General features: G+C 43.8%; 14 protein-coding genes. 8 read left to right on the top strand and 6 right to left on the bottom strand.

Annotated features, from left to right (window positions below; translation table 11 throughout):
• Positions 1–20 precede the first annotated feature (20 nt).
• From hutZ to hutW, 3 genes are all read right to left on the bottom strand, one after another.
• The gene (hutZ, locus tag NX845_RS11575) at positions 21–551 is read right to left on the bottom strand and encodes a heme utilization protein HutZ (protein ID WP_004731858.1); all 531 of its coding nucleotides are present in this window, start codon (positions 549–551) and stop codon (positions 21–23) included.
• Between the two features lie 141 nt (positions 552–692).
• A complete protein-coding gene (hutX, locus tag NX845_RS11570; RefSeq protein ID WP_054545757.1) occupies positions 693–1,214 on the bottom strand; it encodes a heme utilization cystosolic carrier protein HutX in 522 nt (173 codons plus the stop codon).
• A gap of 57 nt (positions 1,215–1,271) precedes the next feature.
• Complete coding sequence (hutW, locus tag NX845_RS11565) at positions 1,272–2,681, bottom strand: heme anaerobic degradation radical SAM methyltransferase ChuW/HutW (protein WP_260256839.1); 1,410 nt, start codon at positions 2,679–2,681, stop codon at positions 1,272–1,274.
• Positions 2,682–2,841: 160 nt separating this feature from the next.
• On the opposite strand from hutW, the gene NX845_RS11560 reads away from it, so the two are divergent.
• The 6 genes from NX845_RS11560 (at position 2,842) to NX845_RS11535 (ending at position 7,757) form a co-directional block, all read left to right on the top strand.
• A complete protein-coding gene (locus tag NX845_RS11560; RefSeq protein ID WP_065681650.1) occupies positions 2,842–3,657 on the top strand; it encodes an energy transducer TonB in 816 nt (271 codons plus the stop codon).
• Positions 3,658–3,659: 2 nt separating this feature from the next.
• Complete coding sequence (locus NX845_RS11555) at positions 3,660–4,361, top strand: MotA/TolQ/ExbB proton channel family protein (protein WP_065681649.1); 702 nt, start codon at positions 3,660–3,662, stop codon at positions 4,359–4,361.
• Positions 4,358–4,771, top strand: a complete 414-nt coding sequence (locus NX845_RS11550; protein ID WP_017077389.1) for a biopolymer transporter ExbD — start codon at positions 4,358–4,360, stop codon at positions 4,769–4,771. The genes NX845_RS11555 and NX845_RS11550 overlap by 4 nt, the downstream gene beginning before the upstream one ends.
• A gap of 149 nt (positions 4,772–4,920) precedes the next feature.
• The gene (locus tag NX845_RS11545; protein WP_065681648.1) at positions 4,921–5,811 is read left to right on the top strand and encodes a hemin ABC transporter substrate-binding protein; all 891 of its coding nucleotides are present in this window, start codon (positions 4,921–4,923) and stop codon (positions 5,809–5,811) included.
• A gap of 126 nt (positions 5,812–5,937) precedes the next feature.
• Entirely contained in the window at positions 5,938–6,975 is a 1,038-nt protein-coding gene (locus NX845_RS11540; RefSeq protein WP_029222281.1) for an iron ABC transporter permease, read from the top strand.
• Positions 6,975–7,757 (top strand): heme ABC transporter ATP-binding protein, encoded by a 783-nt coding sequence (locus tag NX845_RS11535; protein WP_065681647.1) that lies wholly within the window; start codon positions 6,975–6,977, stop codon positions 7,755–7,757. The genes NX845_RS11540 and NX845_RS11535 overlap by 1 nt, the downstream gene beginning before the upstream one ends.
• Before the next feature lie 420 nt (positions 7,758–8,177).
• On the opposite strand, the gene NX845_RS11530 is transcribed toward NX845_RS11535, so the two are convergent.
• Positions 8,178–8,639, bottom strand: a complete 462-nt coding sequence (locus NX845_RS11530) for a TetR/AcrR family transcriptional regulator (protein ID WP_004731875.1) — start codon at positions 8,637–8,639, stop codon at positions 8,178–8,180.
• Between the two features lie 530 nt (positions 8,640–9,169).
• Here NX845_RS11530 and NX845_RS11525 point away from each other — a divergent pair.
• Complete coding sequence (locus tag NX845_RS11525) at positions 9,170–9,469, top strand: YfcZ/YiiS family protein (RefSeq protein WP_004731876.1); 300 nt, start codon at positions 9,170–9,172, stop codon at positions 9,467–9,469.
• A 39-nt stretch (positions 9,470–9,508) separates the two neighbouring features.
• Here the strand turns inward: NX845_RS11525 and NX845_RS11520 are convergent, their stop codons facing one another.
• Entirely contained in the window at positions 9,509–9,808 is a 300-nt protein-coding gene (locus tag NX845_RS11520; RefSeq protein WP_065681645.1) for a DUF1496 domain-containing protein, read from the bottom strand.
• A 101-nt stretch (positions 9,809–9,909) separates the two neighbouring features.
• Here NX845_RS11520 and NX845_RS11515 point away from each other — a divergent pair, with 101 nt between their 5' ends.
• Positions 9,910–10,509, top strand: coding sequence for a hypothetical protein (locus tag NX845_RS11515; RefSeq protein ID WP_065681644.1), 600 nt, complete (start codon positions 9,910–9,912; stop codon positions 10,507–10,509).
• Between the two features lie 165 nt (positions 10,510–10,674).
• On the opposite strand, the gene NX845_RS11510 is transcribed toward NX845_RS11515, so the two are convergent.
• Complete coding sequence (locus NX845_RS11510) at positions 10,675–11,781, bottom strand: 1-acyl-sn-glycerol-3-phosphate acyltransferase (RefSeq protein WP_029222283.1); 1,107 nt, start codon at positions 11,779–11,781, stop codon at positions 10,675–10,677.
• Positions 11,782–11,858: the final 77 nt, after the last annotated feature.

The following is an 11,858-nucleotide window of genomic DNA, read 5'->3' as shown; positions in this document are numbered from 1 at the left end:
AAGAAATCAGTTAAACGAGATTACTCGTTAGACACTTTTTTGTGGCCTTCTTGTAGGTGAACGAAATCCACCAGATCGTCGCCTGACACTTGGTATGCTTGACCAAAGCCTTTAACGAACAGGCCATTCTCTGCTTTAAGGTTGAACAGAGAGAAGTCTTGAAGTTGGCTCAAACCATCAATGATTTCACCAAAACGCTCTTGCATCTGGCCAATCACTTGAGTCCAAAGTTCGGTTTCACGCTCAACAACACTTGCTTGTGCATCAAACGTTAAACGCTTGCGTGCGTAAAGCTGCTTCGAGCTCTCTTCGTCTTCAATCATCATCAAAGACACTTGAGGATTAGCCTTCAAGTTACGAGCGTGACGAGCAATATCAGAAATGAGAACAAAGTAACCTTCTTGGTTCTGAACGAATGGCGCGTAACTTACGTTCGGGCGACCTTCTTCATCAACCGTTGCAAGTTGAAGGGTGCGGCGCTCTTGGCGAAACTCTTTAATTTCTGGACCTAGGCGACCTTGTAGACGTTCTTGTTTTACTTGCTGTTCCATGGGTAATTCCTTTCTTCACTTTCTCTGATTTACTATTTTTGCCCGAGGTTGAGCGATCATGAGCGAACTAAGCGATCCTCGAGCATTGATGTACTGTTTAAACGAGTTGGCAACCTTAGTTAAGCTTGCCGTTAATCGTGCTTAAGCTTGTTCTTTTAGTGCTTTGAAGCGTTCTACTTGGTCGACAATAAGCTCTCGCTTTTCATTGCGGCCTAGGTAGATCTTAAAAATGTTCTCGCCCGTTTCACTGAAGAAACCGAAGTAATGACTTTCACGCCCCATGAACGCCTTGCTCACCAAACCGATATGTTTAACGTTATCAAGTTTCAGGTGGCCATGAAGCTCGCCCTCTTTGCCCATTAGGTTATAGTAACCACGTGCTACTTTGCCTTTCGGGAACGGCGCCTTTACTTCGAAGATTGAGCCAAATGAATGCATAATTGTGGTCACCGGGCCCCAGCCCACTAAACCTTCTAGAATCTCTTGAGCTCGGCTGCCATCTAGCATCACCGCCATGTCGCTTGGAAAGGCTGCTACTACTTCAACCTCTGAAACACCTAGCTTCTCAGCAATTGCTGTCGGCAGTAGTTTTGGCTCTTCTTCTAAAATTCGAGCTACGCTTTGTTCTAGAGTTTCTGTCATTTCTAATGTTGTATCTGTCATTGAATATGTTCCGTATAAACGAGTAATTTACGTAAGTTGTAAACTAAAAATTCGATATTAAGCGTGCTTCAAACTTGCATGCGGGTGTACGCCCAAACCTGACGTTTTAGGTGCTGGGTGCATGGCTTGGTATTCAGCGTTAAGCACTTGAATCACACTCTGCGCTAGGCTTACCGCCCAAAAGCTGCCAGCAATAGTCAGGCTCAGATAATCTTCCGAAAGCTCAACTAAACCGTTCTTTTCCCAATGCGCGAACAAAGGCTTAAGGTAGTCGAACGTGTCTTGTCCCATAAAGGTCGGTAATGTGCTTCTTCTAACAACACCAGAATCAAAACCTGCCTTCAATGAAGAGAAGCTTGGCTCTAATGAGCTTTGCTTCGTCATCATGGCAATAGGCAATTGACCTTGCTTTATAGACTCCATGTAGCTGTCTAAAGTTCGATGTTGCATTACTCCATGACCACCGATGTTGCCACCAGCGCCACAACCAATGGGTAGAACTTCGGCATAAGTTTTCGCTAAGCTGTTGTAAATGCTGCGTTCTCGATTATCACGAGTCCAGTGATTCACGCTCAGTTGCTTGACCTTATTTTTTGCCATGAACTCAACACCCGCCAAATACATACTCGCCTTATCTGGCGTATTGGCCGGTGGTGGTATTTTTCCTTTCTCAACGAGATTCAGCATAGGAGCATTGCCCGAAACAATAAGTTGGTAGAGGTCAATGCCGTGTGCGCCAGTAGACATGTAGTCTTCTAAATCTTGTTGGAACACTTCCATAGACTGGTGCGGTAATCCGTATAACAAATCAAGAACGATCGGAGCTTGTTCAGTGCGGCTCAGTGAACTGATACGTTCCAACACCACTTCTCGGTCATCCAAGCGCTTAGCACTGCGTCGAACTTGAGTATTGAAACTTTGAATACCGAATGAGAAACGATTGAAGCCACCTTCAAGCGCACGATCAAACATCTCGTCGCCAAAGCGATTGATGCGTCCTTCCAAGGTCATTTCCACATCGTTTGCTAGTGGGAAATATTGACGAATGGCTTTACCAAGCTGCTCAACTTGTTGAGGTGACAAATCGGTGGGTGTTCCACCACCAATATAGACAGCGTGAAATAGTCCAGACTGAGCCCAAGGTGTTTTGGCTTTCTGCTTTAGCTCGACCATCAGTGCATCGAAATACTCATCCACTAATTTACGGCTGGCGGCATTTTGGAAGAAATTGCAGAACGTACAACGCACACGACAAAAAGGAATATGGATATACAAGCAACGTTTATCCTGTTTTTGCCCTTCACTTAACATCAGTTCATCAAAGAGCTCCAACTTCTTGCTCGGGTCGACCGGAATTGAACTTCCTCCGGAATGGGCAGAATGCTTTTTAGCAAACGCAAAACGAAGCGGATCAGGGCTAGAAATACCCAAGACTGATTCGTCATACTTATAGATATTAAGACTCATATAATCTCTCTAAACACTTACATAGCAAAGTCTGGAAGACTATTCGCTAAAACTGAAATAATCATAAATAGACGCAAATGATAATGCAATTGATAATTGATCTTATTTAGATTCTAGGCAATAATCCGATACAGATTTTGGATTTGGTAAAGGATTGAGTGTGAACGTTCCTAGATATGTTATTGCAGGCGGTGCATCGTTAGTGATTCATGCAGCGCTATTATTTGTTGCTCAAGAATCCAAAGTATTCGCGATGCCTGCAGGTAGCCAATCGAACACGGTATCGATCAACTTCACTCCCAAGAACACGCCTTCTCCAGCTCAACAAAAAACCATCACAGAGCAGGTTGAACCAGAACCAATCAAAGAAACGGTCTCACAAGCTGAACCTAAACCTGTCGAACCCAAGGCCGTTGAGCCAAAGCAAGCCAAACCGACGCCAAAGAAAAAAGCGATCACCAATAAGCCTCAACCCAAGAAAGTAGAGAAAAAGGTTGTTGAAAAGAGAGTCGAGAAGAAGCCGATTCAAAGGAAACCAGTGACTCAGAAAAAGGTCGTTAAGAAAGAACGCCCAGAACCAAAGTCCAAACCAACGCCTCAACCAGAAAAACTGGCCGACAAGAAAGTCGATAGAAACCTGGCCGAGTCTGCCAACCAACCTCAGGAAGTAAACCAAGGTGTATCAAACCAAGAGCCTGTGCTAGTCACTAAGCCTTCGTTTTCAGCTCCCCCTACTCCCCCGACTTACCCTCGACAGGCAATACGTCGTGGTATTGAAGGGGTCGCAATTTATGAGGTCTGGTTAGACGCGGAAGGCAAACAAATTAAGCAAGCATTAGTAAATTCATCAGGCGTACTAATACTCGACAACGCCGCTTTAGACGCCATTAAAAAATGGAAGTTCTCACCCCACACTGTCAATGGTCGAGCGATTGCTCACCGAGTACAACTACCTGTTCGTTTTAGGTTGGAATAATCATGCAACAAATCAGTTACTTACAAGATCAACTTGGCTTAATGACTTGGCCTCTTCTTATCTGTTCAGCATTAACCGCAATGATCATCGCTGAACGTGTCTTCCAAGTGATGTTAAGCATTGGTGTTGGCAAACGCGCCATTCGTCGCGAGCTCAATCAAATATCACCAACCAACAGCAAAGAGATTGAAGCGCTTGCTCAGGCTATTTCAGGTAAACGACCACTGCTGTACAAGGGCGTCTCGATGTTGCTTGCTCACCACTCTTTTTCGAAAGGACTACGTGAAGATGCAGCAGGCATCTGGCTACAAGAAAAACGCCACCAGCTGCACGCAGGTTTAAGGCTGCTTGGTTTAATCGGCGTGATCAGTCCACTAATTGGCTTGCTTGGTACGGTGCTTGGTCTTATCGAGATGTTCAAAGGTGTAGCTGCTACCACCGGAAGTATCACACCAAATGATCTAGCTGACGGCCTTGGCTTAGCAATGAGAACCACAGCTGCAGGTTTGATGATTGCACTGCCTGCGATCTCAGGGTCTCAACTGCTTGGACTTTGGGCCGATAGGGTTTTGGCGCAGCTAGAACATACTTTGAATTATGTGAATGTGTGGTTAGAAGGCATGTCGATTCAAACTAATCAGTCTGACGAAACTAAAGATTCATCATTAAACAAAGTCGCTGTCGGTGATGCGAGACAAGCATGATTAAAACGCCCCACTCATCTCAAACACAAAGTTTAGCTCCGGACTTAACACCGCTGCTCGACATCATTTTTATCGTGATGGTTTTCCTGCTGCTGACAGCATCGGTGAAGTTGGAGTCATTAGAAGTCGAACTGCCGAGCTCTGATATTAAGAACGTTTCTGAAGTTCATAAAGATTCGATTAGCGTCAATATCTTAGATCACGAACCCTACTGGGCGATTAACGGCCAAGAGTACATCGACTGGGAAAACTTCAAGATTGCATTGCTAGAAGAAACTGGCACATCAGACAAGAAGCCGATCATCATTGGTGCAGATAAAGCCGCCAACGTTGAGAACCTAGTGAAATTGCTGTCTTTCCTTCAAGAGAACGGAATACCAGCGACTCAATTGCTCACTGAAGATGGCTAGAACAACTCTCTATTTTCATGAAGTTTGGCTGTTGATGACTAACACCAAAGAAGCAGAGCTAAACCTCTCTATCGATACGAACTCACAATGCGAACGGACTGCTCACTGAGAATCTTCGCGAAACAAGTAGATAATATAAAGAAATGATTATGAACAACTTAAACGTGCTCAATAAATTAACGACCAAGAGACATCTCCTTTCAGTAGCTGCAATGAGCTTGGCACTGACTGCGCCAACGGCAATGGCTAATGACGTAGAACAACCTCGAATCATAAGTGCAGGCAGTGCTGTGACTGAATTGGTCTTAGCATTAGGCGCTGAAGAGCAGTTAGTGGCGATTGATGTGACCAGCCATTTCCCTCAAGCAGAGAACCTGCCGAAGATTGGTTACCACCGAAACCTTTCAGCAGAAGGCTTGATTGCTTTAGAGCCAACGACACTAATTGGCTCAGATGAAATGGGACCTGACAACGCGATTTCTCAATTGAAATCTGCCGGTGTCGATGTCGAGATCGTCAATACCGAAGCAAACGTTGAGGGGTTATTAAAGCGTATCGACCAAATCGCAAAAATTACCCACACCGAAGCTCACTCACAGCAAGTCAAAGCTGAAGTAAATAAGAAGATTGCGGCACTAAAATCAAACCAAGTACCCAACAACGAAGCGAAGAAAGTTCTGTTCTTATTATTGCATGAAGGTCGCCCGGCGAATGTTGCTGGCGGTGAAACGTCACCAAACGCGATCATTGAATTGGCTGGCGGTGTAAACCCTGCGGCAAAGAGCCTGACGTCTTACAAACCACTATCGATGGAATCACTCGTTGAAATGCAGCCTGATGTCATCTTGGTGAGTGGCCGCAGCTACCAGAAAATGGGCGGCACTGACGCCATTCTTAAATCGCTGCCTATGTTAGCAGCGACTCCTGCTGGCATGAACAAACAAATCATTACCGTAAAAGGCAGTGCATTAGTCGGCGGACTTGGCCTCGAAAGCCTTTCAGAAGCCAAGCGATTAAACGCTCTTATCTATCCGTTATAACTTATCTATCCGCTATAACTCGACCACCCTATTCTTACTGTTGCTAGCTCAGTTTCCATTACCTACCCGCTTTTCCGCAATGTTGGTGATGGATATTGAAGCTAGCGATGAACATTGAGGCCCTTTATGTTGCTACGATCCGTCCCACTGAAAACATCGATGTTAGGCCTAGGGGCTACCCTAGTCTTCGTCGCACTGTTCTCAATTACCGTTGGGCCAATGAACATTAGCTTAGCTGACAGTGCAGCGAGCTTACTCCAACCAAACAATGATTTAGCCCCACACATCAATTTAGTGATTCAAGAGATTCGCTTACCTAGAACTATTTTGTGCATGCTAATCGGCGCGATTCTCGCGTTATGTGGCGCGGTTATGCAGGGGCTATTCCGCAACCCGCTTGCTGAGCCAGGGATCATCGGTGTGTCTGCTGGTGCGGCATTAGGTGCAGCGTTGGCTATTGTTCTTTTCTCTGAACTCTCATTGCAATACCCGGCCTTCATGAATTTTGCGGCCGTTCCTGTGTTTGCCTTTTTAGGTGGCGCTTTAACCACACTCTTGGTCTATAAACTGGGCACGGGTAAATTCGGCACCTCTGTCACCATCATGTTGTTGGCGGGTGTAGCGATCAGTGCGCTCTCTGGCGCTGGTATTGGCTTCTTGAATTTCATTGCTGATGACCAAATGCTGCGTGATCTTTCGCTATGGTCGATGGGTTCACTAGCGGGCGCTAAGTGGTCAGGCATTTTGCTTGCTGCAGTTACGCTCGTAGCACTGTTTATTGTTTTTTACCGTCAAGCGATGTCACTGAATGCCCTGCTCTTAGGTGAGTCAGAAGCGCAACACCTTGGCATTCCAGTACAAAAACTCAAACGAAAGCTCATTCTACTGACAGCCGCAGGCGTTGGTATCACAGTGAGCCTGTCTGGCATGATCGGTTTCATCGGGCTCGTTATCCCTCATTTAGGTCGTATGTTGGCAGGCCCAGATCACCGAGTTCTTTTGCCATTGTCAGCAGTGCTAGGCGCACTATTGCTAACAGCCGCAGACATGTTCTCTCGAGTGGTACTGGCACCAGCAGAATTGCCTGTGGGTATTGTCACTGCGATCATCGGCGCTCCATTCTTCTTGTATCTACTATTTCAACAGAAAGGGAGAATCCTTTAATGTTTCCTTCAGCGTTAAAAGCGACCGATATCGAAGTGAAGTTCGGCAGCAAAGTGATATTAGATGGCGTTTCTATTGAGATTGAGGCAGGAAAGGTAACCACACTGCTTGGGCCAAATGGCGCAGGAAAAAGCACGTTACTTAAAGCCTTATGCCAAGAGATTTCGAGTAAGGGTGATATTCAATATTTTGGACACACCAAAGACAAGTGGCCTTCTCAAAAGTTGGCAAAGCATCTGGCTATGCTACCTCAGCACAGTACGTTGACCTTCCCATTTTTGGCACATGAAGTTGTCGAGCTTGGTGGTATTCCTCTGCAAGAGTCCAACAAGAACCTCACCAGCATCGCTAACCAGAAAATGGATGTTGCTGATGTGACTCACTTAAGTGAAAGGCTCTACCCTTCGCTATCCGGCGGTGAAAAACAGCGTGTTCACTTGGCTCGAGTGCTAACCCAGCTTCACTATTCTGGTGACCAATGTATCTTGATGCTTGATGAACCCACATCAGCACTGGATCTTGCCCACCAGCACAACACCTTAAAGATCGCGAGAGAGTTAGCCGACAACCACAATGCCGCGGTTATCGTAGTTTTGCATGACTTAAACCTAGCCGCTCAATATTCCGACCGATTAGTGGTATTGAAGGATGGACACTTAGTTTGCGATGGAAGTCCTTGGGAGGCGCTAAAGCCGTCAATGATTGAAGACGTATACGGATACAAAAGTATCGTCGAAAAACACCCAACCATGAGCTTCCCTCAGGTTCATCCCGCACAATAAACGCAATCAAAAACTGGCGCATTTAGAGTATTCGTTCCTTCTAACGCCGACACCATTCAAAGCCTCGATTTAGTCGAGGCTTTTTTATTGGCTCACAGCCTCTCTCTCGCCTTAAACTCAATTTTGTTAGTAACCATAGCAATAAGCTATAAAACGGCTCATCCAGAGCGTTTGAGGCTCTAGAAATAAACATAATCAGTTAGTGTTGCTAAGCTTTTCGCAATTGAGGTGGAATGTAAGACTCGAGCGTAAGCATATAAAAAGAAAAGAAATAACTTCATTTGGCACAAAGCAAGATAGCAGAAGCGATATGAGTTCGAGAGAAAAAGCGAAAGAGAAAGAGAAAGAGAAAGAGAAAGAGAAAGAGAAATTGCAGACACAAAAAAAGCCCCCGTAGGAGCTTCTTTTATCGTGTGTTGATTACTGACTCATGCGAATCAATGACTTACCAATCAACCACTCTAGTTCTTTACCGCTAGTATCACCAAACTGAGTTTCAGTCAGCTTGTATAGACGGTCAATACCGTTTGCAGCGAACTCATGAGCGCTCTCAGCAGTAACGATATGATGGAAAAGTAAACGTAAAATTGCTAGGAACTCAGCGTCTTCAAGTGCTGCAACCCAGCTAGCTGAAAATGCGTCAAGGCCATTTTCAAAGTCAATGTGTTCCATAAACATCTTGAAAATACGACCGTCTAAAGCAGCAGTAAAATCCGTTTTCTTAGGAAAGTGATGACTAATACCTGTACGAGAAACGCCTGTTTGTTGACTCAATGTCGTGTATGACATCTTGTCGTAACCCAATCTCAATAGCTGGTCCACAACGGCATCCATGATCTTCTGGATCGTGATTTCTGTATCTTCTTTACTACGCTTTGGCATATTCAGGCTCTTCTCTTTGTAAATCCATCTAACTCAATCAAATGAAGTCAGAATGAAAATCGTTATCAGCATTATGTGAGCAAGATGTTTTTTCGCAAGTATTTAGAACTAAATGCACACAAATACTATGTACGAACAATTTTACAGTGATGTCTCTTTGGACACTTTGTCTAATTATTCTTCGAAAATCACCTTACAATCCTAAGTCGATAATTTTAAATAACGACTTCGAATATGAAATACCCAACGAAAAATTCATTGTATAAATACCTATCAAGCGATAGATAGTCTTATAAAATCATTCCTGACGCAACTAAGTGAATGATATTCTGACAAATTAATAACATTCCTTTTCAACAAAACGTGAGGTAAATCACATACATATTTATCGGCGCGAATGTAGATATTCATTAAACACCTTAACAAACAACATAGCATACCAGTATAAATTAGTTCAAAGGTTTTAATTTTTGTAGATACAGTTCAAATTGCTCGTTAGAATAACCTCAGACTTTGTAAGAGGATTATTTATGAGCCAAGATATTGGTAACAACGATGTATGTGAGGCTTGCGGTTGCGCAGGTGAAATTGGCTTCATCATTAAAGAAGGCGACGAGGTTGCTGAGGTAACGGTTTACGGCAACTCCAAAGCCCTTATTGAAGCTGAATTAGCTAAGTACGTTGAGTTAGCAAAGCAAGTGTCTAGCAATGTTGAATTTGAAGCATCAGAGATGACTGAAGACAGCACAGAATTGCACGCACGCTTTAAATTTGAAGTAAGCGCTGAGAAAATTATTTTCGAACTTAAGACTCGCTCTCTAGCGCGTTAATATAAGCACTTATACTCATATAATTAAAAGACGAGTTTATTACTCGTCTTTTTTTATTATTTCAACCCAACCTAGAGCACCATTGGTCTCAAAGTCATTTTCAGCCGCACATTTAATCACAACACCGGAGACCTCAACGATAGCACCAACACTATATGCCTTATCATTGTAATAACAAACTCGTTGCTGTGAAGTACTCTGAGTGACAACCACTGCCGCTTTTGCAGGTGTTGATATTATTTTATTAGCACTTACTGATATTGAACAAAACGCAGAGGTCAGAATCACAAAGCATTTTAGAATTTGATGCTTTATTCGAACCGAAAATTTACCTTTCATTGTCTCTTATTCCTTTCTACCTACCAACAAATGAGTAAAACACTATGCGAGAATAATTTTTTCTTTATAGTGTTAACGTCTATCGTAATAAGAAGCTTGTTATGCTCCGAATAATTGCACTTATTATTGGTTCTTTAACCATAACAAATGTGACTGCTGAACCACTCGATCAGTATCAAATATTGAACCATCTGGATAATTACGGAAACTTATATTTACGAAATAAGCCATACACATCACTGCCAACAGGGTTAATCGTTGATGGCAACCTCAATATTGAGAACACTGCGATTACCCGCCTACCCAAAGGATTGGAAGTAAACGGAAGTCTTAAAGGCGGTAACAGCCAACTCTCGCGGGTTCCCTCGGGAGTGAAGATAAAAGGCTATGCCGACTTGATTGGCAGTCAGATTACCAGTTGGCCAAGAGGTGTGAGAGTGGGCGGATTTATTAACCTCACGGATACTCCCCTCAAGAGCCTGCCCAATGGCTTTAGAGTGAAAGGCGACCTGAGCGTGATTCGTACGCCTTTGACAGAGCTACCAAACGGGATAGTGATTGATGGCGATTTATATATAGGCGGTTCTGGGATTACAACATTTCCCGATACCATGACAGTCAAAGGTAATATCTACCTCGGTGGTAACACGATTACCACGTGGCCAACCAGCCTAGAGCTTGGTGGCGCTGTCGCTCGCTAATTTAGCCTAATGCTCTAATGCTCTAATGATCTAATGATCTAATGATCTAATGATCTAAAACTCTAATGCAGCAGCAAGTAGTAATTCAGAAACAAAAAAGGAGCCCAAGGCTCCTTTTTCAATTCAAGCAAGTTACTACTCAACTCACAAGCTAACTAACGCTCGTTAACCAATGTTCTTCACTGGGTTCGCATAGCTGTCGATCAAGTACTGACGAGCACCTTGTGGCAAGCCAGATAGTTTATCTTCAAACTCCTGCTTAACCGCTGCTGTAATCGACTCGTCTTCTTTTTCCGCTGCCAGTAAGTTTACTGGAAACAGTTTGTAGTTGTCGTGGATCTGACGGTCGATCTCTTGAGCAAGCGCTTCAGGCGTATCAAAATCTTGGTCGATAACCTGACCGAAACCAACATGAACACGTCCTTTATTACCGATGATACCTTGAATGATACTTTCGATATCTTCAAATTCACCCTTTTCGTAACTGCCGTTTACGTCTTTTTCAAAAAGCTCGATCGCTTTCGCGATGTCACATGGATCGTTTTCGTAAGAAATAGACACAGGAACGATCTTCAACGACTTCACGTACTCAGGGAAGGCAATTTTCTGCTTACGACCTTCAACGTGGAACATCTTCAAGATTGCTGGCTCAGTAAAATCATTGCCGTCTTTTGCACGGCCTTCCTTTTGAGCGATCCAGATAGAGTTACCCGTTTCCAAAGAATGCTTGATGTACGAAGACAACTGCCCTAGTGCTTTCATCATCTCACGCGGCCCTTTCAAAGAACGCTTTACAATAAAGCTCTTATTAAGGCGCATCAGTTCAGTCGCACATGGTTTCTTCAACAAGTTGTCACCAATTGCAATTCGGCAAGTTTGGTGATTGTTGTGATGCAATGCGTAGTTAACTAACGCCGGATCCATAGCAATATCGCGGTGATTTGAAATAAACAGGTAAGCTTGACTAGCGTCCAGTGACTCTACACCTGTGTATGTCACACCATTCGTGGTTTTCGCTAATGTATCTCGCAAGTATTTCTTAACTTCAATCTGAATGGATTCAACGCTGGTCAGCTTGCTCCATTTCATTTTCAAGTAAACGCGCAAGATCGGGCTCATTAATGCTTTAAACCAAGACGCATGGTTTGAAAAACGATAGTGCAGAATCGCACTGATAAATTCTTCATCATTAATAAGACGGTTTAGTGCCGCTGGAATTTCATCATCGCCGTAAGGACGAATATCAACATATGGATCGGTCGGAGAGGTCATTTTTTAATTCAAATAATAAAAATCTGGCTCATTCTACGCGTTGTTTTGACTTCTCGCAGCTACAGAGTCCATACTTT

Source organism: Vibrio sp. NC2 (genome assembly GCF_025195005.1).
Taxonomy (GTDB): Bacteria; Pseudomonadota; Gammaproteobacteria; order Enterobacterales; family Vibrionaceae; genus Vibrio; species Vibrio splendidus.
Note: the sequence above shows the minus strand (reverse complement) of the source record. Positions and strands in the feature narration are given on the sequence as shown.